Annotated in this window: 20 protein-coding genes; 17 read left to right on the forward strand and 3 right to left on the reverse strand. The window is 66.9% G+C overall.

From position 1 onward, the window contains the following. Positions 1 to 32: 32 nt before the first annotated feature. Complete coding sequence (locus tag ACGTNG_RS05475) at positions 33 to 1019, reverse strand: LysR family transcriptional regulator (protein WP_394575957.1); 987 nt, start codon at positions 1017 to 1019, stop codon at positions 33 to 35. A gap of 246 nt (positions 1020 to 1265) precedes the next feature. Here ACGTNG_RS05475 and ACGTNG_RS05480 point away from each other — a divergent pair, with 246 nt between their 5' ends. The 9 genes from ACGTNG_RS05480 to ACGTNG_RS05520 all read left to right on the forward strand — a co-directional run bounded on the left by ACGTNG_RS05480 (position 1266) and on the right by ACGTNG_RS05520 (position 12715). Beyond that, positions 1266 to 3833 (forward strand): DUF3141 domain-containing protein, encoded by a 2568-nt coding sequence (locus ACGTNG_RS05480; RefSeq protein WP_394575959.1) that lies wholly within the window; start codon positions 1266 to 1268, stop codon positions 3831 to 3833. Positions 3834 to 4128: 295 nt separating this feature from the next. Beyond that, the gene (topA, locus tag ACGTNG_RS05485) at positions 4129 to 6777 is read left to right on the forward strand and encodes a type I DNA topoisomerase (RefSeq protein WP_394575960.1); all 2649 of its coding nucleotides are present in this window, start codon (positions 4129 to 4131) and stop codon (positions 6775 to 6777) included. Then, positions 6774 to 7235: a DUF6586 family protein gene (locus tag ACGTNG_RS05490; protein WP_394575961.1), complete on the forward strand. Its 462-nt coding sequence runs from the start codon at positions 6774 to 6776 to the stop codon at positions 7233 to 7235. Before topA ends, ACGTNG_RS05490 begins: the two co-directional genes overlap by 4 nt. Continuing rightward, positions 7229 to 7726 carry a LabA-like NYN domain-containing protein gene (locus tag ACGTNG_RS05495; protein WP_394575962.1) on the forward strand — a complete coding sequence of 166 codons (498 nt, stop codon included), beginning with the start codon at positions 7229 to 7231 and terminating at the stop codon, positions 7724 to 7726. The genes ACGTNG_RS05490 and ACGTNG_RS05495 overlap by 7 nt, the downstream gene beginning before the upstream one ends. A gap of 237 nt (positions 7727 to 7963) precedes the next feature. Continuing rightward, positions 7964 to 9556 carry an ABC-F family ATPase gene (locus ACGTNG_RS05500; protein ID WP_394575963.1) on the forward strand — a complete coding sequence of 531 codons (1593 nt, stop codon included), beginning with the start codon at positions 7964 to 7966 and terminating at the stop codon, positions 9554 to 9556. A gap of 155 nt (positions 9557 to 9711) precedes the next feature. Then, a complete protein-coding gene (locus ACGTNG_RS05505; RefSeq protein WP_394575964.1) occupies positions 9712 to 10176 on the forward strand; it encodes a 2-hydroxyacyl-CoA dehydratase in 465 nt (154 codons plus the stop codon). A 90-nt stretch (positions 10177 to 10266) separates the two neighbouring features. After that, entirely contained in the window at positions 10267 to 11523 is a 1257-nt protein-coding gene (locus tag ACGTNG_RS05510; RefSeq protein WP_394575965.1) for a GspE/PulE family protein, read from the forward strand. 127 nt (positions 11524 to 11650) lie between these two features. Then, a complete protein-coding gene (locus tag ACGTNG_RS05515; RefSeq protein WP_394575967.1) occupies positions 11651 to 12262 on the forward strand; it encodes a L,D-transpeptidase family protein in 612 nt (203 codons plus the stop codon). Positions 12263 to 12451: 189 nt separating this feature from the next. Then, positions 12452 to 12715: an Lpp/OprI family alanine-zipper lipoprotein gene (locus tag ACGTNG_RS05520; RefSeq protein WP_394575968.1), complete on the forward strand. Its 264-nt coding sequence runs from the start codon at positions 12452 to 12454 to the stop codon at positions 12713 to 12715. Between the two features lie 221 nt (positions 12716 to 12936). Here ACGTNG_RS05520 and ACGTNG_RS05525 read toward each other — a convergent pair whose 3' ends face one another. Both ACGTNG_RS05525 and mfd read right to left on the reverse strand, forming a co-directional pair. Beyond that, positions 12937 to 13986 (reverse strand): L,D-transpeptidase family protein, encoded by a 1050-nt coding sequence (locus tag ACGTNG_RS05525; RefSeq protein ID WP_394575969.1) that lies wholly within the window; start codon positions 13984 to 13986, stop codon positions 12937 to 12939. 147 nt (positions 13987 to 14133) lie between these two features. Continuing rightward, positions 14134 to 17583 carry a transcription-repair coupling factor gene (mfd, locus tag ACGTNG_RS05530; RefSeq protein ID WP_394575970.1) on the reverse strand — a complete coding sequence of 1150 codons (3450 nt, stop codon included), beginning with the start codon at positions 17581 to 17583 and terminating at the stop codon, positions 14134 to 14136. Between the two features lie 192 nt (positions 17584 to 17775). Here mfd and ACGTNG_RS05535 point away from each other — a divergent pair, with 192 nt between their 5' ends. The 8 genes from ACGTNG_RS05535 (at position 17776) to nqrM (ending at position 26049) form a co-directional block, all read left to right on the forward strand. Next, positions 17776 to 19239, forward strand: coding sequence for a glyceraldehyde-3-phosphate dehydrogenase (locus ACGTNG_RS05535; protein ID WP_394575972.1), 1464 nt, complete (start codon positions 17776 to 17778; stop codon positions 19237 to 19239). A 340-nt stretch (positions 19240 to 19579) separates the two neighbouring features. Further along, a complete protein-coding gene (locus ACGTNG_RS05540; protein ID WP_394575974.1) occupies positions 19580 to 20929 on the forward strand; it encodes a Na(+)-translocating NADH-quinone reductase subunit A in 1350 nt (449 codons plus the stop codon). Beyond that, positions 20929 to 22155, forward strand: coding sequence for an NADH:ubiquinone reductase (Na(+)-transporting) subunit B (locus ACGTNG_RS05545; RefSeq protein ID WP_394575977.1), 1227 nt, complete (start codon positions 20929 to 20931; stop codon positions 22153 to 22155). The genes ACGTNG_RS05540 and ACGTNG_RS05545 overlap by 1 nt, the downstream gene beginning before the upstream one ends. Next, entirely contained in the window at positions 22155 to 22976 is an 822-nt protein-coding gene (locus tag ACGTNG_RS05550) for a Na(+)-translocating NADH-quinone reductase subunit C (protein WP_394575978.1), read from the forward strand. The genes ACGTNG_RS05545 and ACGTNG_RS05550 overlap by 1 nt, the downstream gene beginning before the upstream one ends. Before the next feature lie 2 nt (positions 22977 to 22978). Next, the gene (locus ACGTNG_RS05555) at positions 22979 to 23647 is read left to right on the forward strand and encodes an NADH:ubiquinone reductase (Na(+)-transporting) subunit D (protein WP_394575979.1); all 669 of its coding nucleotides are present in this window, start codon (positions 22979 to 22981) and stop codon (positions 23645 to 23647) included. 1 nt (position 23648) lies between these two features. Next, on the forward strand, positions 23649 to 24266 hold the full coding sequence (gene nqrE, locus ACGTNG_RS05560; RefSeq protein WP_071945613.1) for an NADH:ubiquinone reductase (Na(+)-transporting) subunit E: 618 nt from the start codon (positions 23649 to 23651) through the stop codon (positions 24264 to 24266). Positions 24267 to 24336: 70 nt separating this feature from the next. Next, positions 24337 to 25569, forward strand: coding sequence for an NADH:ubiquinone reductase (Na(+)-transporting) subunit F (gene nqrF, locus ACGTNG_RS05565; protein WP_394575980.1), 1233 nt, complete (start codon positions 24337 to 24339; stop codon positions 25567 to 25569). Between the two features lie 225 nt (positions 25570 to 25794). Then, the gene (gene nqrM / locus ACGTNG_RS05570; RefSeq protein WP_394575981.1) at positions 25795 to 26049 is read left to right on the forward strand and encodes a (Na+)-NQR maturation NqrM; all 255 of its coding nucleotides are present in this window, start codon (positions 25795 to 25797) and stop codon (positions 26047 to 26049) included. The last annotated feature ends 50 nt before the right edge of the window (positions 26050 to 26099 follow it).

Genomic DNA, 26099 nt, shown 5'->3' on the forward strand with positions numbered 1-26099 from the left:
TCGGTCAAGGGGTGGCGGTCAAGCGCGAGCGCTCAGTAGGTGGTCATTGGCAGGCAGTCGACGCCGTGGCTCGGCAACGGGGTCGGGGGCGCGGCGAAGTGCTCGTGGAGCTCGGCGAGGTGTTCGCGCACGAAGCGCAGGAACAGCTCGGTGACCGGGGTCGGGAAGTGATCCCGGGGGTGCACCGTGCACCAGGCGTGGCGCAGCGGGAAGCCGGGCAGGGTCAGGGGCACGAGCAGCCCCGCCTCGATCTCCAGGCGCACGGCGAGGCGGGGCAGCACGGCCACCCCCAGCTGCGCCATCACCCCGTGCTTGACCGCCTCGTTGGAGCCCAGCTCGATGGCATGGGGGAGCCATACGTCCTGTTCGGCCGCCTGCTCCTCGAAGGCGCTGCGCACCCCGGAGCCGGGCTCGCGCATCAGCACGTAGTGGCGCGCGAAATCCTCGAGGGTAGGGTGTTCGGCCTCCAGCAGGGGGTGCCCCGGCCAGACCACAGGCACCAGCTCGCTCTCGAGGATCGGCATGAACGTCAGCTCGTCGCCCTCGGGGACCCGGGCCATGATCACCAGGTCGTCGCGCCGCTCGGCGAGGCGCTCCAGCGCCTGGCGCCGGCTGCAGACGCGCAGGCGCACCACGATATCGGGGTAGTGAGCGCGAAAGCGGGCCAGCAGGTGGGGCACCACGTACTGGGCGGTGGAGACCGCGGCGAGGTTGAGCTCGCCGTTCAGCGTGCCGGCCATGTCGGAGAGCGTCATCTGCAGGCGCGAGACCTGCCCGAAGATCGAGCGGGTCGAGGCGGCCAGTGCATCGGCGGCGGGCAGCAGGTGCAGGGTGCGCCCGGCGTACTTGAAGAGCGGCTGGCCGAGGGCCTGCTCGAGCTGGCGGATCTGGGCGCTCACGGCGGGCTGGGTCAGTCCCAGCGCCTCGGCCGCTCGGGAATAGGAGTGCTGGTCATAGACGGCACGGAACACCTGGAGCTGGCGAAAGGTCAGGCGGTTGAGCAGCTTGGGTGTGTTCATGTCGGTCTGTCCGCCGGCGCCATGCCGGGGGTCTCTGGGAGTCTGGCGCCATGCTAGCACCGCTCGAACACCGTCGGCCATGCCCGGCATGGGCACCATGACTGCTTCGGGTCTGGCCCTGGTCAACCACAAGGCCCTCGCAGCGTCCGGTGTCATGCGCTATATTGCAATGCAGCAAAGCCCGTTTTCATGCATCGGTGCCGAGGGCCTTCGGCACGGGAGCACCGAGCAACCCTGGAGCTGATAATGAACCCCCTGATACCGACTCCGGCAGCCGAGGCGCTGCCCTTCATGGATCCGTTCGGTTTCGGACGCGCGGCCTGCAACTACTGGCGAGACAGCCTGGAGCGCAGCGTACTCTTTATGGACGTCATGCGCCGGCGGGGCAACCAGTACCTCGAGCACATCGAGAAGACCAAGCCCAACGTGCTGGGCTTCGAGGCCGAAGTGCTGATGGACGGTCGCGAGCTCGATCGCCCGGTCAACTACGAACTGCTGCGCATCCAGCCGCCCGAGGGCGTCGAGACCGACCTGCAGATGCGCCCCTTCGTGGTGGTCGATCCCCGCGCCGGCCACGGCCCGGGCATCGGCGGCTTCAAGCCCGACAGCGAGATCGGCGTCGCCCTGCGCGCCGGGCATCCCTGCTATTTCATCGGCTTTCTGCCCTATCCGGTGCCGGGCCAGACCGTCGAGGACGTGGTCGAGGCCGAGGTCGCCTTCCTGCGCCACGTCATCGAGCGCCACCCCGAGACCTCCGAGAAGCCCATGGTGGTCGGCAACTGCCAGGCCGGCTGGCAGATCATGATGGCCGCGGCCCTGGAGCCCGAGCTGTTCGGTCCGCTGCTGATCGCCGGCTCGCCGCTCTCCTACTGGGCCGGCGAGCGGGGCGGCGCCCCGATGCGCTACACCGGTGGCCTGACCGGCGGCAGCTGGATGACCTCGCTGTTCAGTGATCTGGGCGCCGGGCTCTTCGACGGCGCCTGGCTGGTGCAGAACTTCGAGCGCCTGAACCCGGCCAACACCTGGTGGAGCAAGCAGTACCGGCTCTACTCCCAGGTCGACACCGAGGCCGATCGCTACCTGGAGTTCGAGCGCTGGTGGGGCGGCCACGTGGTGCTTGGCGGCGACGAGATCCAGTACATCGTCGACAACCTCTTCATCGGCAATCGCCTCTCCACCGCCCAGCTGGTGACCTCCGACGGGCGGCGCATCGACCTGCGCAACGTGCGCTCGCCGGTGGTGGTGTTCTGCTCGCGCGGCGACGACATCACCCCGCCGCCCCAGGCGCTCGGCTGGGTGCGCGACCTCTACGAGGGGGTCGAGGACGTGATCGCCAACGAGCAGACCATCGTCTACTGCGTGCATGACACCACCGGGCACCTGGGGATCTTCGTGTCCGGCAGCGTGTCCCGCAAGGAGCACGCCGAGTTCACCGCCAACATGGACTACATCGACGTCCTGCCGCCCGGCCTCTACGAGACCACGGTCTCGACCGCCGCCGAGCGGGAGGATGCCGAGCTGATCGAGCGCGACTACCTGCTCGAGTTCACGCCGCGCACCATCGAGGAGCTCGACCGGGAGGTCAAGCATCGCCCCGAGGACGATACCCGCTTCGCCGCCGTGGCGCGGATCTCCGAGATCAACCTCGGCCTCTACCGGCTCTTCGTGCAGCCCTGGGTGCAGGCGATGGCAACGCCCGAGTCGGCCAAGTGGATGCGTCGCATGCACCCCAATCGCCTGGGCTATCGCCTGCTCTCCGACCGCAACCCCTTGATGAACGCCGTACCGGTGCTGGCCGACAAGGTGCGTGCCGATCGCCAGCCGGTGCACGAGGACAACGTCTTCCGGGCCGTGGAGGGCATCCTCTCCGACCAGGTCACGCGCGGCCTGAACGCCTGGCGCGACCTGCGCGACAGCGCCAGCGAGCGCTTCTTCCTGGACCTCTACGGCCAGCCGATCCTGCAGGCCATGGTGGGGCTGGGCGGTGACGCCCACGTGCACCGCCGTCGCCCGGGCGCCGAGCCGGAGCATCGCCGCTTCATCGAGCGCCGCCGCGAGGAGGTCCATCATGCGATCACCGACGGCGGCAGCCACGAGGCGGTCATGCGCTCGGTGATCCATGTGCTGGGGGGCGCCCCGGCCACCGACGAGCGCAACTTCAAGCGGCTGCGGGCCTCGCGTGCCGAGCTCGAGCCGGGGGCGGAGCTGGCCGACTTCAAGCACCTGGTGCGCGAGCAGTTCTTCACCCTCCAGCAGGACCATGAGGCGGCACTCGAGGCGATCCCGACCCTGCTGAAGGGGCAGACGGCCCAGCAGATCGACGCCCACCTCGCGCATATCGAGCACGTGCTGGCGGCCAGTGGCGAGCTCAGCGAGCATGCGGCAGAGCGGTTCGAGCGCATCAAGGCGCTGTTCCACCAGGCCATCGATCACGCCCCCGAGGACGAGCAGGAGGCGCGTCGCGACGCCGAGGCGAGCATCGCCCGCGAGGCCGTGGCCGGAGAGCTCGCCCGCCGCGAGGTGGAAAGCCTGATGGAGACGATGCCCGTCGCCGAGTCGAGCCGGGCCGTTGCCGCGCCGCAGGCGCAGAGCGCCGCCGTTCAGGACGCCGATGCGGCCCAGGACGCCAAGGCCCCGGACGTCGAGGTACAGGACGCCAAGGCCCAGGACGTCGAGGCGCCGAAGGCGGCCACCCCGGCCGCGGAACCGTCCTCCGAACCGGCGACTCAGCCGGCCTCTGCCGGCGTCAAGCGCAAGCCGGCGAGCCGGGCCACGCCGCGGCGTCGCACGCCGCGCAACTCTGGCAAGAAGTGACCCGCAAGCAGTGATCGGCAAGACCTGAGCGACGCCGCCGGCTGGGCCGCGCGGCAACGCTCCGAAACCCACGCCCCCGCCCTCACGGCGGGGGCGTTGTCGTTGGCCCCTGGACGTTCTCGGCTTGTCGTCACGTGACTCGGCGGTCTAGGTTCAAGGAGCCGCCCGCCGGGGGCGACTGGCGTGAAGCCGATCGCTGGGGTAGGGTAAGCGCATTTTTCACCCGTCGCACAGGACGGGTCGATACCGTCTGGCGCGAGCCGTCACGCTGGCGCCATCAGCACAGTGGAGCACTATGGGCAAGTCACTGGTCATCGTCGAGTCGCCGGCCAAGGCGAAGACGATCAACAAGTATCTCGGCAACGACTTCATCGTAAAGTCGAGCGTGGGGCACATCCGTGACCTGCCGACCAGCGGCTCGGGCAAGACGGCATCGGACCCCAAGGAGCGCGCTCGACAGGCGGCGGCGACCCGCAAGATGTCGCCGGAGGAGAAGGCGGAGCATCGCAAGCGCAAGGCCCATGATCAGCTGATCCGGCGCATGGGCATCGATCCCGAGCATGGCTGGCAGGCGCACTACGAGATCCTGCCGGGCAAGGAGAAGGTGGTGGCCGAGCTCCAGAAGCTCGCCGAGAAGGCCGATGCGGTCTATCTCGCCACCGATCTGGACCGCGAGGGGGAGGCCATCGCCTGGCACCTGCGCGAGACCATCGGCGGCGACGAGACCCGCTATCGGCGCGTGGTGTTCAACGAGATCACCAAGAACGCCATCCAGGAGGCCTTCCAGGATCCCGGCCACCTGAACATCCCGCGGGTCGAGGCGCAGCAGGCGCGTCGCTTCCTCGACCGGGTGGTGGGCTTCATGCTCTCGCCCCTGTTGTGGGCCAAGATCGCCCGCGGCCTCTCCGCCGGGCGCGTGCAGTCGGTCGCGACGAGGCTGATCGCCGAGCGTGAACGCGAGATCCATGCCTTCATTCCCGAGGAGTTCTGGGACGTTCACGCCGACCTGGTTCCTCATGTCGACGGGGCCGGCGACGACGCGGCGCCGGTGCGTTTCGAGCTGGTGCGCCAGGACGGCAAGGCCTTCCGGCCCACGTCCGAGGCCGAGACCCTCGAGCGCATCGCGGCACTCCGCGAGGCGAGCCTTGCGATCACCGCGCGGGAAGACAAGCCCACCCGCTCCAAGCCCAACGCGCCCTTCATCACCTCGACGCTGCAGCAGGCGGCCAGCGGCCGGCTGGGCTTCTCGGTGAAGAAGACCATGACGCTTGCCCAGCGCCTCTACGAGGCCGGCTACATCACCTATATGCGGACCGACTCCACCAACCTCTCCCGGGACGCGGTGGAGGGGGTGCGCGAGTTCATCAATGAGGAGTACGGCGCGCGCTACCTGCCCGAGGCGCCCAACCGCTACTCCAGCAAGGAGGGCGCCCAGGAGGCCCACGAGGCGATCCGGCCCTCCGAGGTCACCCGTCGGGCCACCGATCTCGCCGGCATGGAGCGCGATGCCGAACGGCTCTACGAGCTGATCTGGCGCCAGTTCGTGGCCTGCCAGATGACGCCCGCCGAGTACCTCTCCAGCACCCTGACCGTGGAGGTCGAGGGCTTCGAGCTCAAGGCCAAGGGCCGGGTGCTGAAGTTCGACGGCTACACCCGGGTGATGAAGCCGATGGGCCGCAAGGACGAGGACCAGTCGCTGCCGGACCTCGCCGAGGGCACGCCCATGACCCTCGAGCACCTCGATCCCCAGCAGCACTTCACCAAGCCGCCGGCCCGCTACACCGAGGCCAGCCTGGTCAAGGAGCTGGAGAAGAAGGGCATCGGCCGGCCCTCGACCTACGCCGCCATCATCTCCACCATCCAGGACCGCGGCTACGTCAAGCTGGAGAACCGGCGCTTCTACGCCGAGAAGCTCGGCGACATCGTGACCGAGCGGCTCAAGGAGTCCTTCCCGGACCTGATGGACTACTCCTTCACCGCGCGCATGGAGGATAGCCTCGACGAGGTGGCCGAGGGCGAGCGCAACTGGCAGGAGCTGCTCGATGCCTTCTACGCCGAGTTCCAGAAGGAGCTCGCCGTGGCCGAGAGCGAGGAGGGCATGCGCCCCAACCAGCCGGTGCCCACCGATATCGACTGCCCGAGCTGCGGGCGCAAGATGCAGATCCGCACCGCCTCCACCGGGGTCTTCCTGGGCTGCTCCGGCTACAACCTGCCGCCCAAGGAGCGCTGCAAGACCACCATCGACCTGCTGCCCGGCGACGAGGCGGTGGCGGCCGATGCCGGCGAGGACGCCGAGACCGACGCGCTGCGCGCCAAGCACCGCTGCCCGAAGTGCGGCACCGCCATGGACAGCTACCTGATCGACGAGACGCGCAAGCTGCACATCTGCGGCAACAGCCCTGACTGCGACGGCTACGACATCGAGCAGGGCAAGTTCCGCATCAAGGGCTATGACGGGCCGACCATCGAGTGCGACAAGTGCGGCAGCGAGATGCAGCTGAAGACCGGTCGCTTCGGCAAGTACTTCGGCTGCACCAACAGCGAGTGCAAGAACACCCGCAAGCTGCTCAGAAGCGGTGAGGTGGCGCCGCCCAAGATGGATCCGATCCCCATGCCGGAGCTCGCCTGCCAGAAGGTCGAGGATCACTACGTGCTGCGCGACGGTGCCAGCGGGCTTTTCCTGGCGGCCAGCAAGTTCCCCAAGAACCGCGAGACCCGACCGCCGCTGGTCGCCGAGCTCAAGGCCCACGCCGAGGAGCTGCCCGAGAAGTATCGCTATCTGCTCGAGGCGCCCGACGCGGATCCGGACGGCCGCCCGGCGCAGATCCGCTTCTCGCGCAAGGCGAAGGAGCAGTTCGTGATGACCGATGAGGACGGCAAGGCCACCGGTTGGAAGGCCACCTTCGATGGCGGCAAGTGGCACGTGGAGGACAAGCGCAAGTGACCCCGCGAGCCCGGACCAACCAGCTGCTTTACCAGGCCGAGCTGCTGCTCGCGCTGCCCGGAGGCGATGACGAGCACGCCCAGGCGCGCCGCATGGCGGCGGAGGAGGGCGGGCTCGCCCTGCTCGAGCTGGCGTTGCAGTCGCTGCTGCGCGAGGTCACCGAGCATGCCCACCTCGAGCGCCACGACTGGCGTGAACTGCTCGGTCCCGAAGGGGCCGGCATCGCCGAGCTGCATCGCCTGCGGGAGCTGGCCGCCCGGCCCGACAGCTGGCTGTCCAGGCTACTCGCGCGGCTCGAGGCGCTGCACGGCACCGATGGCGTGGCCCGGCGGCGGCCCAGTAACCCGGGGATGATCGCCGTGGGGGGAGCCGCCTCCCTGAGTGAGGAGCTCGACGACTGCGTTCGCGAGGCCAAGCGCGAGATCGCCGCGCTGCGCGAGACCAGCGAAGAGTGGTAGCGGCGTTGGCGGCCTCGGCGGAGCGCGTCGCGCTGCTGGTCGACGTGCAGAACGTCTACTACACCACGCGCCAGGCCTTCGGTCGCCATTTCAACTACCACGCCTTCTGGGCCCGCTTCGCCGCCGGCCGCGAGGTGGTCATGGCCAACGCCTATGCGATCGACCGCGGCGACCCCAAGCAGCGCCAGTTCCAGGACATCCTGCGCGGCATCGGCTTTGCAGTGAAGCTCAAGCCCTTCATCCAGCGCAGCGACGGCTCCGCCAAGGGCGACTGGGACGTCGGCATCGCCCTGGACGCCATGGAGGCGGCGCCGCTCGTCGACCGGGTGGTGCTGGTCTCCGGTGACGGCGACTTCGACCTGCTGGCCGAGCGGCTGCGTGAGCGCCATGGCGTGGCGGTGGAGGTGGTCGGCGTTGAGCGGCTCACGGCCGAGTCGCTGATCCGCGCGGCGAGCCGCTTCGTGCCCATCGAGGGCGAGCTGCTGCTTTAGTTGGGAAGCCTCCTGGAATGGACTATGGCAAGGGAGCCGGGGGCAGGCCGGAGAAGAGGTCCTACGCCATGGATGGCGTCGGTAGCGCCCAGGAAAGGGTTCACAGCGCCTCTTCGATGGTCCGGCACCCCGGGGCCTGCCGACGGATCCTGGAGTAATCCCCAAGAGGGTCAGGATGTGAGCGGCGGCGATAACCGGTACAATCGCGCCCCCTTCACGCACTGACTGGACGCTTCATTGATCTCCACCGCCAATATCACCATGCAGTTCGGCGCCCGGCCGCTCTTCGAGAATGTCTCCATCAAGTTCGGTAACGGCCATCGCTACGGCCTGATCGGCGCCAACGGCTGCGGCAAGTCCACCTTCATGAAGATCCTCGGCGGGGATCTGGAGCCGTCTTCCGGTCAGGTGATGGTCGAATCCGGCGCCCGGCTCGGCAAGCTGCGCCAGGATCAGTTCGCCTTCGAGGACGAGCGGGTCATCGACACCGTGATCATGGGCAACGACGAGCTGTGGCAGGTCGCGGCCGAACGCGAGCGCATCTACTCGCTGCCCGAGATGAGCGAGGACGACGGCATGGCCGTGGCCGACCTGGAGGTGCGCTTCGCCGAGCTCGACGGCTACACCGCCGAGTCCCGGGCCGGCGAGCTGCTGCTGGGCCTGGGCATCCCCCTGCACCAGCATACGGGCCCCATGAGCGAGATCGCCCCGGGCTGGAAGCTGCGCGTGCTGCTGGCCCAGGCGCTGTTCGCCGATCCCGACGTGCTGCTGCTCGACGAGCCGACCAACCACCTGGACATCAACACGATCCGCTGGCTGGAGGGCATGCTGACCGCCCGGGACAGCACCATGATCATCATCTCCCACGACCGCCACTTCCTGAACAGCGTCTGCACGCACATGGCCGACCTGGACTACGGCGAGGTGACGCTGTTCCCCGGCAACTACGACGACTACATGACCGCCGCCACGGCGGCCCGTGAGCGTCAGCATGCCGACAACGCCAAGAAGAAGGCGCAGATCGCCGAGCTGCAGGCCTTCGTCAGCCGCTTCTCGGCCAACGCCTCCAAGGCCAAGCAGGCCACCTCCCGGGCGCGCCAGATCGACAAGATCAAGCTCGAGGACATCAAGCCCTCCAGCCGGGTCAGCCCCTTCATCCGCTTCGAGCAGGGCAGGAAGATCCACCGCAACGCGGTCAACGTCGAGGCGATCACCAAGGGCTTCGACGCCGATGCGCCGCTCTTCGAGCGCCTCTCGATGACCGTGGAGGCCGGCGAGCGCATCGCCATCATCGGTCCCAACGGCATCGGCAAGACCACCTTGCTGCGGACCCTGGCCGGCGAGCTGCACCCCGATGCCGGCGCGGTGCGCTGGACCGACAGCGCCGAGGTCGGCGTCTTCGCCCAGGATCACGCCGACGACTTCGCCAATGACGCCACCCTCTTCGAGTGGATGGCGCAGTGGACCACGGGCGGCGAACAGGAGGTGCGCGGTGCCCTGGGGCGGATGCTGTTCTCCAGTGACGACATCGGCAAGTCGGTCAAGGTGATCTCCGGCGGCGAGCAGGGGCGCATGCTGTTCGGCAAGCTGGCGCTGACCAAGCCCAACGTGCTGCTGATGGACGAGCCGACCAACCACCTGGACATGGAGTCCATCGAGGCGCTCAACCTGGCGCTCGAGAACTATCCGGGCACGCTGATCTTCGTCAGCCACGACCGCGAGTTCGTCTCGTCGCTGGCGACCCGCATCCTCGACATGAGCGGCACCGGGATCACCGACTTCAGCGGCAGCTACGACGACTACCTGCGCAGTCAGGGCCTCTACGGCTGATCCTCGGGATCCGGCGGCCCTTGACGGCGCCGCCGGCTCCCGACGGCGACGAGCGCATATCGGATGATCTGCATCAAGCGAAATGCCGGTGGCTTGGCTAGGCTGAAGGCAGGATCCACTCGCCCTCGTCGGGGCATCACCGGGAGGAGCGTCTCATGCGCTTTCATCAGGTCAAGGAACTGGTTGCCTGGGCGGCCGACTATCATCGGGGGCTGGCCGAGCGTTACGATCGGCTGGCCGCCGGCGACGTCAGCGATCGGGTACGCATGGCCCTGGAGTATCTGGCCGAGCACGAGCGCAAGATGCAGACCGAGCTCACGCGCTATCTCGAGGAGGGCGGCGACCATCGCAAGGTCCTCGAGACCTGGTTCGACGATCCGGCCGATTTTCCTCATGCGCCGGCCCTCGATCGTCTCACCGAGAGCATGGCCTGCGACAGCGTACAGGACGTGCTGGCCACGGCCCTGACCATGCATCGCACCCTGCAGGACCTCTATGCGCACCGCATCGAGCAGGCCGCCATCGAGGCGGAGCGCGAGTTCTTCGCTGCGCTCGCCAGCGGCCACGAGGCCGAGGTGCGACGCCTGGCCCGTGACATGCAGCGACTCGAGGACTACTAGGTGGCGTGGCACAGCTAGGGAGCCGACGATGCCGACAACGATCTTCCCCATCTCTCCGACGCTGGCGCGTGCCGATCAGGGCGCGCGCTGATGGGCAGCGAACGGTCAGCGCCCCGGGCGCAGCTGCTGCCGCGCCTGCAGGCCCAGCGAGAGTCCGGCAGGGACGTCGAGCCCGCGGATGAGGCCCTGGCGGCGCACCTGCTGATCGAGGACGCCATCCAGGCGCGGGCCAGCGATATTCATCTCGATCCTTCCCGCGATCAGTGGCGTGTGCGCCTGCGTATCGACGGCCGGGTCGTCGACGCCCTGACGCTCGAGTGGGGCGAGGGGGTGCGCCTGGTCAACCAGTTCAAGGTGCTGGCCGGCCTCGACCCGATGCCCTCCCGAGTCGCCAGCGAGGGAAGCCTGCGTTGGCCCGCCGAGGATGAGGCGGCGCAGGAGAGCTTCCTGAGGATCACGGCGGTGAACTGCGTCGCCGGCGAGAAGCTGGCCATTCGCTTCCTGGCACCCCCCAGGACCTTCCACGACCCCCTCGATCTGGGGGTCGGCGAGCAGGGCTCACGGGGCATCCGTCGCTGGATGGATGCCACCGGTGGCATGCTGCTGGTGGCCGGGCCGACCGGTGCCGGCAAGACCACGACCCTCTACACCCTGCTTCATCAGCTGCGGCTCGGCGATAGCCATGTGGTGACCCTGGAGGACCCCGTGGAGTACGCCATTCCCGGGATCAACCAGATCCAGGTGGATGCCGATAACGGCCTGGATTTCGCTACCGGTACCCGCTCTTTGCTGCGCCTGGATCCCGATTACGTGCTGATCGGTGAGATCCGTGATCCCGGATCCGCGGCCGCCGCGGTCAGCGTGGCCGGCAGCGGCCGCTCGCTGATGGGGACCCTGCACAGCCGCGATGCCGTGGGAGCTGTCTCCGCTTTGCGACAGCTGGGCTTGGTGGATGCCGAGATCAGCGCCAGCCTGGGCCTGGTGATCGCCCAGCGACTGGTCCGTCGCCTCTGCGAGCACTGCCGGGAGAAGCATCCTACCGAGCCGCAGGAGGTCGAATGGCTCGAGGCGGTGGGGCTCTCGGCCCCGCATGAGGCCTGGGTGCCGGTGGGGTGTGAGCGATGTGACGGCCTGGGCTACCGGGAGCGCACCGGCGTGTTCGAGATCTGGCAGCCGACGCCCCAGGATCACGCCCTGCTGCTCAAGCACGCCGATGACGCCGTCTTGCGACGTGCCTTGCTGGAGCGTGGCGAGACGCTGATGCTCGCCGATGGCCTGGCGAAGGCGGCGGCCGGCATCACCAGCCTGCGCGAGATATTTCGCATGGGGGCGATCCTGCCCAGCTGAGTGGTCGAGGCCGACCCTCCGGCTGTGCCTCGCCTCGCCGCAGCGACTGACAGCGCCGGCGCAATGCGGTATAACGTCGAGCCTAGCGATGCGCTTTATTTCACCACGTCCCAGAGATGACTTCCCGATGAATCACCTCTCTCGCCGCCGCTTCGGTTTGCTGGCGCTGGGTTCCCCCCTGCTGCTGCTCGGCATGTCCGCCTCGGCCAGCCAGATGGATGAACTGCTCTCCCAGGCTACCGTGCCTCGCCACGCTGGCGAGCGCTGGGTACTGGTCGATGACAGCGAGGCAAATCTCAAGGTCTATGAGGGCAACCGGCTCCTTGAGGGTTTCGATCGGGCATCGCTGGGGCGCGGAGGGGCCAAGCCCCAGCGTCGGCAAGGCGATCGGGCCACCCCGCTGGGGGAGTTCCGTGTCAATCGCTTCAACCGGCAGAGCAGGTTTCATATCTTCATCGGCCTGGATTATCCCACCCCGACCCATGCTCGCATGGCGTTGGAGTCCGGGGTCTATAGTCAGCAGGACTACGACGACTACTTCTCCTACTACCGTCGTCATGGCTACCCGCCCCAGGACACGGTCCTCGGAGGCTTCATCGGTATTCACGGACTCGGCGAAGGAGATCTCTCCATTCATCGGCGCTTCCACTGGACCGATGGCTGCGTGGCGGTCACGGACCCTCAGGTAGAGCGCTTGTCGTCGCTTATCGACATTGGCACACGCGTCGTGATCCGCTAGTCTTTACATGCGCAAGGGGCGTTCTAAGCTAAGGATAAGCGCCGTGACGTACTCCGTGACGTACTTTAGAACAGCGTTTGAATCCCCGTGCTTCGCAGCAGAAGTCGCTGCATGAAGTCCTGCATCTGCAGGAAGCCTGATTCTCAGGCAACATCAACGCAGTACCAAGGAAGACTCAAGGAGAACACCATGACTCTGAAGACTACCCTGAAGCTGACCGCCGCTGCTGCATCGCTGGCCGTGCTGGCTGGTTGTGCCTCTACCGGCGCACTGGAAGAAGTCCGCATGACCGCCGAGTCTGCCCAGGCCGACGCTGCCGAAGCTCGTAGCATCGCCACCCAGGCGCAGAACACCGCCAACCAGGCTCAGCGCGATGCTCAGGCGGCCCTGCAGATGTCTCAGCAGAACCGCGAAGAGATGAACCGCATGTTCGAGAGCTCCATGCGCAAGTGATCGTTCTCCACCGCCCGGTAGGGCGGTAGCAGAACCATCAGACAGAGGCCTCGCCATCATGGCGAGGCCTCTGTCGTTTCTGGCACGGTCGGGCGCGGGGATCGTCGGTGCGGAGCGTGACAAGCGGAGAGAGGAGGGGGCAGGCCATCTTGAGATGATGGCGCGCATGGAGGCGCCATCGGTCATTGGCCGGCAGGATGCACCCTGCCGGCCAGGCGAGGTCAGCCTTCTTCTGTCTGGCGCTCGCGGGTGGCGGTCTCGGCGGCGATCAGTTCCAGGCGATCCCAGAGCGTCTCGGGAGCCGGCTCAGCGGCCTCGACCTCCAGGGGCACCGGCATGCCGCGCGGCACCTCCACGACCTCGCGCAGGCGGGCATAATCCACCGGGTAGTCCAGGCCGCTGGTCGCCGTATCGACCTGGGAGAGTGCCTCGGTAACGTGCTGAATGGTGGTGCCGTCCTCTTCATCGAGGTAGGGGTAGGCCTGGACGTGCAGGACGCCGTCGGCCCAGCCGAACTTGATGGTCTCGTTGATCAGCGTGACCTGGGTGCCCACCGGCAGGCGCGGGAAGAGGGCCTCGATGTCCTCCGGCAGCATGCGGATGCAGCCGTGGGTGACGCGCATGCCCACGCCCTCGGGCTTGTTGGTGCCGTGGATCAGGTAGCCGGGGATGCCGAGGCGCATCTTGCGCGTGCCCATCGGGTTGTCAGGGCCCGGTGGCACCACGCTGGGGAGAGGGTCGCCGGCCTCCGCATGCTCGCGGCGGATCGACGCCGGCGGATACCAGGCCGGGTTCTTGACCTTCTCGGTGATCCGGGTCTTGCCCAGCGGCGTCTTCCAGTCCATGCGGCCCACGGCGATGGGATAGGTTTCGACCCGGGGCGTCTCGCCCTCTTCCGTGGGCGGGTAGTAGTAGAGGCGCATCTCGGCCACGTTGACCACCACGCCTTCGCGGGGGCCTTCGGGGAGGATGAAGCTTCCCGGGATCACCACTTCGGTGCCCTCGAAGGGCGCCCATATGCTGATGTCGGGATTGGCGCGGACCATCTCCTCGTAGCCGATGCCGTGCTCGTGACCGATGTCGATCAGGGTGTCTTCGCCGTTGCTGACGACGGTGTAGACCTCGCCGACGAGATCGCCCTCCTCGGGGAGGGGGTAGTGGCCACGCGGCCAGTCGTCGGTGCTGGCCTGCAGGGGCGCGCTCAGTGCGGCGGCGAGGCCCAGTGCGGTGGCAAATCGGGTCGTGAGCCCGAGCGGGGATAAGTGCGTCATCGAGTCATGTCTCGTGGTTACCGGTCGTCGGGGGCTGCGATGGGCCCGTCCTGGGCGCCTTGACCCTATAGTATCGCCCGCCGCGACCGGTTTCTGCCAGGTGGGGCGGGTGGATCGGCATTGGCTGATCCCCCGCGGTCTCGTCGATCAGGCCGCTTCGGCCTTGCGATTGAGGGTCTCGAGGAGCCGCTCCACCGCGTCGAAGCGGGCCTCCTCCTGCTCCATGCTCGCCTCGAATCGCAGGGTGTCGGCGCCGTCGAGGCGGTAGCGGTCGGGGGCCTGCTGGATCAGCTGGACCAGCACCAGCGGATCGACGGCGGTCTGGCCGGAGAAGATCACCCGGCCCTTCTCGGGGCCCGCTTCCAGGCGCGCGATGCCCAGGCGTTCGGCGCGCTGGCGCAGGCGGGTCTGGCGCAGCAGGGTCTTGACCGGCGCCGGCAGCAGGCCGAAGCGGTCGATCATCTCCACCTGCAGCTCCTTGAGCTCCGCCTCGTCGGCGGCGCTGGCGATGCGCTTGTACATCACCAGGCGCTGCTGGACGTCGTGGAGGTAGTCGTCGGGGATCAGTGCCGGCAGGTTGAGGCTGACCTCCACGCCCTGATCCAGCGGGGCCTCGATGTTGGGGGTGCGTCCCTCGCGGATCGCCTTCACCGCGCGGTCGAGCATCTGCATGTAGAGCCCGTAGCCGACGGCCTCCATCTGCCCGCTCTGCTCCTCGCCGAGCAGCTCACCGGCCCCGCGGATCTCCATGTCGTGGCTGGCCAGGGTGAAGCCGGCGCCCAGGTCCTCGGCCCCGGCGATGGCCTCCAGCCGCTTGACGGCATCCTTGCTCATGACCCGCGGCGGCGGGGCGAGCAGGTAGGCGTAGGCCTGGTGGTGGCTGCGCCCGACGCGCCCGCGCAGCTGGTGGAGCTGGGCCAGGCCGAACTTGTCCGCGCGTTCGATGACGATGGTGTTGGCACTGGGCACGTCGATGCCGGTCTCGATGATGGTCGAGCAGACCAGCACGTTGAAGCGCTTGTGGTAAAAGTCCGACATGATCCGCTCCAGCGAGCGCTCCGGCAGCTGGCCATGGGCGACGCCGACCCGTGCCTCGGGCACCAGCTCGCGGACCCGCTCGGCGGCGGTCTCGATGGTCTTGACCTCGTTGTGCAGGAAGTAGACCTGGCCGCCGCGGAGGATCTCGCGCAGGATCGCCTCCTTGATCACCGCCTCGTCGCGCTGCTGGACGAAGGTCTTCACCGAGAGGCGCCGGGCCGGCGGGGTGGCGATGATCGACAGATCGCGGATACCGCTCATCGCCATGTTGAGCGTGCGCGGGATCGGCGTGGCGGTCATGGTCAGGATGTCCACCTCGCTGCGCAGGCTCTTGAGGCGCTCCTTCTGGGCGACCCCGAAGCGGTGCTCCTCGTCGATGATCAGCAGGCCCATCTTGGGCAGCTTGGTGCTCCTGGAGAGCAGCTTGTGGGTGCCGATGACGATGTCCGCCTGGCCCTCCTCGATGCGCTTCAGGGCAGCGGCTTGGCCCTTGCCGGCGGTGAAGCGCGAGATTAGCTCGATGTTCACCGCGGTATCGGCGAAGCGGTCGCGGAAGTTCTCGAAGTGCTGGCGGGCGAGCAGGGTGGTGGGCACCAGCACCACCACCTGGCGCCCGGCGTGGACCGAGAGGAAGGCGGCCCGCATGGCGACCTCGGTCTTGCCGAAGCCGACGTCGCCGCAGACCACCCGGTCCATGGGGCGCGGGGCGGTCAGGTCGCCGATCACGGCCTGGATGGCGGCGCGCTGGTCGGGGGTCTCCTCGAAGGGGAAGCTGGCGGCGAAGCGGGCGTACTCCTCGTCGGGCGGCGGGCAGGCGAAGCCCTCCCGCGCCTCGCGGCGGGCGTAGATGTCGAGCAGCTCGGCGGCCGTGTCGCGAATCTTCTCGGCGGCGCGGCGACGGGCCTTCTCCCACTGGTCCGAGCCCAGCCGGTGCAGGGGGGCGAGTTCGTCGTCGGCGCCGGCATAGCGGGAGATCAGGTGCAGGCTGTCCACCGGCACGTAGAGCCGGGCGCCCTCGGCGTACTCCAGGGTCACGAACTCGGCGGCCTGGCCGCCGGCCTCCAGGGTCTCGAGGCCGCGATAGCGGCCCACGCCATGGGCCTGGTGAACGACCGGCGCCCCCGGGCGCAGCTCCGAGAGGTGGCGGATCGCCAGCTCGCCATCGTCGGTGGCCTTCTCGCGACGCCGGCTCTGGCGGACCACCTCGCCGAAGAGTTCGGTCTCGCTGATCACCGCGAGGTCCGGGTCGGTCAGCCACAGGCCGGCATCGATCTCGCCCTCGGTGATGGCCAGGCGCCCCTCGCTCGCGAGAAAGGCGGCGAAGTCGTCGACGTGGGGCAGGGCGAGGCCCAGCGGCGCCAGGGTCTCCTCCAGGGCCTCGCGCCGGCCCCGCGACTCGGCCACGAACAGCACGCGCGTGGCGGGGTGATCGTCGAGGAAGCTCTCGAGAGCGGCCAGCGGCTGCTTGGCCCGGGCGTTGACCGTCACCGTCGGCGGGGCCTGGCTGGCGGGCGTCACGGCATGGCGATGCTCGGCCTCCTCGATCAGGGCCACCCGGGGGTGGCGCTTGATGCCGCCGAAGACCTCGGCCACCGGCACGAACGCCCGGTGGGGCGGCAGCAGCGGGCGGGTCGGGTCGACGCCGAGGTTGTCGAAGCGGCTCTCGATGGCCGCCCAGTGGTGCTCGGCCGCCTCGAACACGCCGGGCAGCATGGCCACCCGGGTGCCCTCGGCCAGGTGCTCGAACAGGGTCGCCGTCTCGTCGAAGAACAGCGGCAGGTACTGCTCGAGGCCGGGGGAGGGGATGCCCTTGAGGGCGTCCACGTAGAGCGGGCACTGGCGCGGGTCGACGTCGAACAGCGTCTCGAATCCCTCGCGGAAGCAGGCGATGGCCGAGCGCGACAGCGAGTACTCGTGGGCCGGCAGCAGCTCGACGCGCTCCACTCGGTCGGCGCTGCGCTGGGTATCCGGATCGAAGTGGCGCAGGGTGTCGATCTCGTCATCGAACAGGTCGATGCGCAGCGGCGATTCGGCGCCCATGGGAAAGAGGTCGATCAGCGCGCCGCGCAGGGCATACTCGCCGGGTTCGAAGACCGTCTCCACGGCGCGGTAGCCGGCGCGGGAGAGGGCGCTGCGGAAGCCCTCGCGATCCAGCGTCTGACCCGCCTCCAGCGTCATGACGCGACCGGCGATGTAGTCCACCGGCGGCAGGCGCTGCATCAGGGTGTTGATGGCCACCAGCACGATGCCATGCTCGCCGTCCTGCAGGCGACGCAGGGTGCGCAGCCGGGAGGAGACGATGTCCTGGTGCGGCGAGAAGCTGTCGTAGGGCAGCGTCTCCCAGTCGGGGAAGGGCATCACCGGCATCCGGCCATAGAAGCCCAGGTCGCTCTCCAGGCGCTGGGCCGAGGCGGTGTCGGGGGTGATCACCAGCAGCGGGGCGTCTTCGGCGAGATGCGCCAGGGCCAGGGCCGTGGCGCTGCCCGCCGGGGTCTGCCAGTAGAGGAGGTCGCGCAGCCCCTGGGGGCGCGGCGGGTCGAGCGGCGAGAAGTTCGGCATGCGATTCGGTTACCCAACCGTGTTCGTGAGCGGTGTGCAGAGTGGCTTCATCATACCAGCCCCGGCGTGGCGCTGTAGTCGCGGGCCCGTTTCTGTAAAACCCCTACAGCGGCTGCGACCATCCTGCGATTGCCCCCGGGAGCATCCCCCCGGATAATACCCACACTTATTCTCACCAAGGAGAGGCCAGCCGTGAGCCAGCAGTCCCCCGATACCGTCTTCCAGGAATGGCACGACAACCAGGCGATCGCCGAGCAGATGATCCCGATGATCGGCAGCCTCTATCGCCACAACAACGTGGTCGTGACCATGTACGGGCGGTCGCTGTTCAACCGTAGCGTGATCCGCATCCTCAAGGATCATCGCTTCGTGCGTAAGGTCGAGGGAACCGAGCTCTCCGTGCAGGACACCTTCCCGCTGGTCAAGGCCATGATGGACCTGAACCTGGGGCCGGCGCACGTCGACGTGGGCAAGCTGGGCGTGGCCTTCAAGCAGCGCGGCGGCGGCGATGCCGAGGCCTTCCTGCGCGATCAGCTCAGCGAGATCGTCGATGCTCACGACCCGGACGCCGGCAACGGCAAGCCCAAGGACGTGGTGCTCTACGGCTTCGGCCGAATCGGTCGCATCCTCGCCCGGGTGCTGGTCGAGAAGGCCGGCGGCGGCAACCTGCTGCGCCTGCGCGCCATCGTGGTGCGCGGCCGGGGCGACATCGCCAAGGACCTGGAGAAGCGCGCCAGCCTGCTGCGTCGCGACTCGGTCCACGGCCCATTCAACGGCACCATCAGCGTCGACGTCGAGTCGCGCACCCTGATCGCCAACGGCAATGCCATCAAGGTGATCTACGCCGACTCCCCGGCCGAGGTCGACTACACCGCCTACGGCATCGATAACGCCGTGGTGGTCGACAACACCGGCATCTGGCGCGATGCCGAAGGCCTGGGCCAGCACCTCGCGTGCCAGGGCGTGGCCAAGGCGCTGCTGACCGCGCCGGGCAAGGGCGAGGTCAAGAACATCGTCTACGGCATCAACCACCAGGACATTCGTGACGAGGACCGCATCATCTCCGCGGCCTCCTGCACCACCAACGCCATCGTGCCGGTGCTCAAGGTGCTCAACGACGAGTTCGGCGTCGAGCATGGCCACGTGGAGACCGTGCACTCCTACACCAACGATCAGAACCTGATCGACAACTACCACAAGGGCGATCGTCGCGGTCGCAGCGCCCCGCTCAACATGGTGCTCACCGAGACCGGTGCCGCCAAGGCCGTCGCCAAGGCGCTGCCCGAGTTCGAGGGCAAGCTGACCGGCAACGCCATCCGCGTCCCGACCCCCAACGTCTCCATGGCGATCCTCAACCTGCGCCTGGACAAGGAGACCGATGCCGAGACGCTGAACAACTTCCTGCGTCGCATGTCGCTGGACTCGCCCTACCAGAAGCAGATCGACTTCGTCGACTCGCCGGAGGTCGTCTCCACCGACTTCGTCGGCAACCGTCACGCCGGCATCGTCGACGCCAAGGCGACCATCGCCAACGGCAAGAATGCCGTCCTCTATGTCTGGTACGACAACGAGTTCGGCTACAGCTGCCAGGTGATTCGCATCCTGCAGCAGGTCTCCAACGTGCACTTCCTCAAGCTGCCCCGCGCCCAGGCCTGATGCATCGAGGGTGACGTCGCCCCTCTGGGCGACGCCGCCCGCGGTGACGGCGCCGAGCGCTCGCTAACCCCCGCTGGAGCATGGCTCCAGCGGGGGTTTTGCGTTGCCGGTGCTGGGGGGTGTTGCGCGGCCTGCGACATCGTTACCCCTTGCGTCGCGGCGCGCTTTGCGACCTAAGGTCAGGTGGTCATCCCTGACGCTTGTCTTTATAATACGGTGGATTTTTCGGGGTGGTTCGAGCGAGCCTCGGGCCTGTCTGGTAACGTACTGAAAACAGAAGAATTCGAATCCATTCGAACCCCCTTTCTTCATCTATCCGATCCATCAACTGGGCGAGACTATGATCGAAGTCAAGAAAGGCCTGGATCTCCCCATCGCGGGGACACCGGAGGAGCGTATCGAGGATGCGCGGCCGGTGCGCCATGTGGCCGTCCTGGGCACCGACTATGTCGGCATGAAGCCGACCATGGAGGTCCGTGAGGGAGACAGGGTCAAGCTTGGCCAGCTGCTCTTCACCGACAAGAAGATCGATGGCGTTCGCTTCACGGCCCCGGCGGCCGGCGAAGTCGTCGCCATCAACCGTGGCGAGAAGCGCAAGCTGCTGTCGGTGGTGATCAAGGTCGACGAGACCGAAGAGGCGGTCGAGTTCACCGCCCACGGCCGCGACAAGCTGGAGAGCCTGGAGCGTCAATCCGTGGTCGACCAGCTGGTCGAGTCGGGGCTGTGGACGGCGCTGCGCACGCGTCCCTTCTCGCGCACGCCGGCCGTCGACGGCACGCCGACCGATATCTTCGTCACCGCCATCGATACCCATCCGCTGTCTGCCGATCCTGCCGTCATCATCAACGAGCAGGCCGAGGCCTTCGAGGATGGCCTGAAGGTGCTGAGCCGCCTCACCGAGGGTCAGGTCTACCTCTGCACGGCGCCCGAGGCGCGGGTGCCGGGTGGCGATCTCAAGGGTGTGCAGCAGGAGACCTTCGCCGGCCCGCACCCGGCCGGTCTCGTGGGGACGCACATCCATCATCTCTCGCCCGTTGCCCTGCACAAGCGTGTCTGGCACATCGGCTATCAGGACGTCATCGCCTTCGGCAAGCTGTTCGCTGAGGGCAAGCTCGACGTCAATCGCGTGATCGCCTTGGGTGGCCCGCGCGCCGAGAATCCTCGCCTGCTGCGCACCCGCCTCGGGGCCAGCACCGAGGAACTGCTCGACGGTGAAGTCGTCGAACCCAACGGAACCCGCGTGATTTCCGGTTCGGTGTTCTCGGGATTCACCGCCGAGGGAAGTCTCTGCTACCTGGGACGCTTCCACCATCAGATCAGCCTGCTCGAGGAAGGCAACAAGCGCATCTTCATGGGCTGGATGTCGCCTGGCGCTAACCGCCACTCGGTACTGGGCATCTATATCTCGAAGCTCAAGGGCCTGCGCAACTACGCGCCGACCACCTCGACCAATGGCTCCGAGCGCGCCATGGTGCCGGTGGGGGCCTACGAGCAGGTGATGCCGCTGGATATCCTGCCCACCCAGCTGCTGCGTACGCTGATCGTCGGCGATATCGAGACGGGAATGTCACTGGGCTGCCTGGAGCTGGATGAAGAGGACCTCGCGCTGTGCACCTACGTGTGCCCCGGCAAGTACGAGTACGGTCCCATCCTGCGTGACAATCTCACCATGATCGAGAAAGAGGCCTGATGATGGCTATCCGACAGACACTCGATAATCTCGAGCCGCACTTCCACAAGGGTGGCAAGTACGAAAAGTTCTACCCCCTCTACGAGGCGGTGGACACCATCTTCTACACGCCGCCGAGCGTGGCCAAGACCACGGCGCACGTGCGCGACGGGATCGATCTGAAGCGCATCATGATCACCGTCTGGCTGTGCACCTTCCCGGCGATGTTCTTCGGCATGTGGAATGCCGGCTGGCAGGCCAACCTGGCGATCGCCGAGGGCTTCGGTGCCCCGAGCGGCTGGCGCGAGGCGATCATCATGACGCTCGCCGGCGGCCATGACCCGAGCAGCCTCTGGGCGAACCTGGTGCTCGGTGCCACCTACTTCCTGCCGATCTACCTGGTGACCTTCGTGGTCGGCGGCTTCTGGGAGGTGCTGTTCGCGATCAAGCGCGGCCATGAGGTCAACGAGGGCTTCTTCGTCACCTCCGTGCTCTTCGCCCTGATCCTGCCGGCCACCATTCCGCTGTGGCAGGTGGCGCTCGGCATCACCTTCGGCGTGGTGATCGGCAAGGAGATCTTCGGCGGCACCGGCAAGAACTTCCTCAACCCGGCGCTGACCGGCCGTGCCTTCCTCTACTTCGCCTATCCGGCACAGATCTCCGGTGATGCGGTCTGGGTGGCGGCCGACGGCTATACCGGGGCGACGGCGCTCTCCATCGCCTTCCAGGACGGCATGTCGGCCCTCTCCAGCCAGTTCAGCTGGTGGGACGCCTTCCTCGGTTTCATCCCCGGCTCGGTGGGTGAGGTCTCGACCCTGGCCATCCTGATCGGCGCCGCGGTGCTGCTGTGGACCAAGATCGCCTCCTGGCGGATCATGCTCGGCGTGTTCCTGGGCATGGTGGCGACCAGCGCGCTCTTCAACCTGATCGGCTCCGACACCAACGCGATGTTCGCCATGCCGTGGTACTGGCACCTGGTGGTCGGCGGTTTCGCCTTCGGCATGGTCTTCATGGCCACCGATCCGGTCTCCGCCTCGATGACCAATCAGGGCCGCCTGATCTTCGGCGCCCTCATCGGTGTCATGACCGTGCTGATCCGCGTCGTCAACCCGGCGTTCCCCGAAGGCATCATGCTGGCGATCCTGTTCGCCAACCTGTTCGCCCCGCTGATCGACCACTTCTTTGTACAGGCCAACATCAAGCGCCGCCTGCAGCGCACCGGTGTGCCGGCCGAGGAGACTGCCTGATGGCACAGAGCAACAACTCCATCAAGAAGATCCTGACGGTGGCGTTCGCACTTTGTATCGTGTGTTCGATCATCGTCTCCACCGCCGCCGTGGCGCTGCGCTCCAAGCAGCAGCTCAACCAGGAGCTCGACCGCAAGTCGAACATCCTGGCCGTGGCCGACCTCTATGAGCCTGGCATGGACATCGAGGAAGCCTACAGCGAGCAGATCACGCCGCGCGTCGTCGACCTGAACACCGGCGAGTATTCCGAGGAGTACGATCCGCAGAGCTACGACAGCTTCCAGGCGGCCAAGGATCCGGCCCAGTCCCGCACGCTGTCCGGCGAGAAGGACATCGCCGGCCTGTCGCGGCTGGAGAACTACAGCACCGTCTACCTGGTGGGCAACCCGGACGATCCCCAGCAGCTGATCCTGCCGATTCGCGGCCAGGGGCTGTGGGGCCTGATGCGCGGCTACCTCTCCGTGCAGGGCGACGGCAACACCATCAACGGCATCACCTTCTACTCGCACTCCGAGACGCCCGGTCTGGGCGGCGAGGTGGATAACCCGCGCTGGAAGGCCCAGTGGGAAGGCAAGGAGATCTTTGCCGAAGACGATAGCGTGCAGCCGGCCATTCAGCTCGTGAAGGGCGGTGCCAGCGGCGAGACCGAAGTCGATGCGCTGTCCGGTGCCTCGCTGACCAGCAAGGGGGTCTCCAACCTCCTGCAGTTCTGGCTCAGCCCGCAGGGCTTCGGCGAGTACCTGGCCAAGTTCCGTGAGGACATCTCCCGGTCCGAGGTTCAGGGAATGGCCACCGCGTCCGATGACACTGAAGGAGCCTGATCATGTCTGCCCCGACTCCCAAGGGCGTCCTGACGACGCCCATCTTCAAGAACAACCCCATCGCCCTGCAGATCCTGGGGATCTGCTCGGCACTGGCGGTGACCAGCAGCATGAGCGTCTCGCTGGTCATGGCCATGGCGGTGATCTTCGTCACGGCGCTCTCGAACCTGTTCGTCTCGCTGCTGCGACATCAGATTCCCTCCGCCATCCGCATCATCGTGCAGATGACCATCATCGCCTCGCTGGTCATCGTGGTGGATCAGATCCTCAAGGCCTACGCCTATGAGATGTCCAAGCAGCTCTCGGTCTTCGTGGGCCTGATCATCACCAACTGCATCGTGATGGGGCGTGCCGAAGGTTTCGCCATGCAGAATCCGCCGCTGCTGAGCTTCCTCGACGGCATCGGCAACGGCCTGGGCTACGGCTTCATCCTGATGGTGGTGAGCTTCTTCCGCGAGCTGCTCGGCTCCGGGAGTGTCTTCGGTATCACCGTGTTCGAGACCGTCCAGAACGGTGGCTGGTACGTGCCCAACGGCCTGCTGCTGCTGCCGCCCTCGGCGTTCTTCATCATCGGCCTGATCATCTGGGTGCTGCGTGCCCTCAACCCGGAACAGGTCGAGGAGAACGAGTTCACCATGAAGGCCAACACCCAGCCGAAGGAGGCCGTGTAACATGGAACATTATCTTAGCCTGTTCGTCGCCTCGGTCTTCGTCGAGAACATGGCCCTGGCCTTCTTCCTGGGCATGTGTACCTTCCTGGCGGTGTCCAAGAAGGTCTCCTCGGCCATTGGCCTCGGCATCGCGGTCATCGTGGTGCTGACCGTCACCGTGCCGGTGAACAACCTGGTCTACACCTTCCTGCTCAAGGAAGGGGCCCTGACCTGGACCGGCATCAGCGGCGCCGAGAACATCGATCTCTCCTTCCTGGGTCTGCTCTCCTACATCGGCGTCATCGCCGCCCTGGTGCAGATCATGGAGATGTTCCTCGACAAGTACGTGCCGGCGCTCTACAACGCCCTGGGCGTCTTCCTGCCGCTGATCACCGTGAACTGCGCGATCCTCGGCGGCGTGCTGTTCATGGTCGAGCGTAGCTACAACTTCGGCGAATCCGTGGTCTACGGCCTGGGGGCGGGTACCGGCTGGGCCCTGGCGATCACGGCCCTGGCCGGGATCCGTGAGAAGCTCAAGTACAGCGATGTGCCGGCCTCGCTTCAGGGTCTGGGCATCACCTTCATCACGGTGGGCCTGATGTCACTGGGCTTCATGTCCTTCTCCGGCATCCAGCTCTGAGACGGCTCGTGTTCTTCCGGCGGCGTCCGCGCCGCCGGTGACCAGGCAACGCAAGCAATAGGAAACCGACATGGTTGATACAACAGTCATCTTGCTCGGTGTGGTCATGTTCACCGTGATCATCATCGGTCTGACCGCGGTGATCCTGGCCGCACGCAGCAAGCTCGTCAGTACCGGGGACGTGACCATCGAGGTCAACGGTGATCCCCAGCACACTCTGACCACCCAGGCCGGCGGCAAGCTGCTCAACACCCTCGCGGCCAACGGCATCTTTCTCTCCTCCGCCTGCGGCGGCGGTGGCTCCTGTGCCCAGTGCAAGTGCCGGGTCGATGAGGGCGGTGGCTCCATCCTGCCCACCGAGGAGTCGCACTTCACCCTGCGCGAGAAGAAGGAAGGCTGGCGCCTCTCCTGCCAGGTGCCCGTGAAGCAGGACATGAAGATCGAGGTGCCGGAAGAGGTCTTCGGCGTCCAGAAGTGGGAATGCGAGGTCATCGAGAACCCCAACGTGGCGACCTTCATCAAGGAGCTCAACCTGAAGCTCCCCGAAGGCGAGGAAGTGGGCTTCCGCGCCGGCGGCTACGTGCAGCTGGTGGCGCCCCCCTACGACATCAAGTTCTCCGACTTCGATATCGAGGAAGAGTACCGGGGCGATTGGGAGAAGTTCGGCCTGTTCAACATCTCCCACAAGAACAACGAGGAAATCATCCGCGCCTACTCCATGGCGAACTATCCGGAAGAGAAGGGCATCCTCAAGTTCAACATCCGTATCGCCACGCCGCCGCCCAACTCCAGCCACCCGCCGGGCCTGATGTCCACCTACGTCTTCGCGCTGAAGCCGGGCGACAAGGTCACCGTGATGGGGCCGTTCGGTGAGTTCTTCGCCAAGGACACCGATGCCGAGATGATCTTCATCGGCGGCGGTGCGGGCATGGCGCCGATGCGCAGCCATATCTTCGATCAGCTCAAGCGTCTCAAGAGCGACCGCAAGATCAGCTTCTGGTACGGCGCGCGCTCCTGGCGCGAGACCTTCTACAACGAAGAGTACGACCAGCTGGCCGAGGAGTTCCCGAACTTCGAATGGCACCTGGCGCTCTCCGACCCGCAGCCGGAGGACAACTGGGAAGGGCCGACCGGCTTCATCCACAATGTCCTCTACGAGAACTACCTCAAGGACCACCCGGCCCCCGAGGACTGCGAGTACTACATGTGCGGGCCGCCCATGATGAACGCCTCGGTGATCAAGCTGCTGGTGGACATGGGCGTGGAGCCCGAGAACATCCTGCTGGACGATTTCGGCGGCTGATCTCGCTCCCCATGCGGCAATATCCGGGCCGGCCGAGAGGCCGGTCCCTTTGCTTTCGGTGGTGAGGGTGGCCACCGGTACCAGCCATGTGGTTCTGCCGCCCGACATGACGATCGCCTTCGGTCGTCATCTCAGGCATCAGAAGGCTGACGTCATGGACCTCGCACGGTCTCATGCTGTCACACGTAGCACGCCTGGCCCTTTTCGCACTCTAGGAGACACGACATGACCCTTTTCCTGGTGGTATTCGCCTTCATGCTGCTGATCGTCGCCGCGATGGCCATCGGCGTGATCATGGGGCGCAAGCCCATCGCCGGTACCTGTGGCGGTCTCAACCAGCTCGGACTCAAGGAAGGGTGCGACGTCTGCGGCGGCAAGGACGAGGTCTGCGAGGAGGAGAATCGCAAGCGCGCCAGCGCCCGCCGCCGCAGCGATGAGAGCCGCGGTGCCGATCTGGGCTACGACGCGACTCGCCGTTAAGGGCGCAGTCACACGCATCACGTAAAAAGGCTCAAGGGCGGCAACGCCCT

Origin of the sequence: Halomonas sp. B23F22_3 (assembly GCF_043496965.1) — a bacterium.
GTDB lineage: Bacteria > Pseudomonadota > Gammaproteobacteria > Pseudomonadales > Halomonadaceae > Halomonas.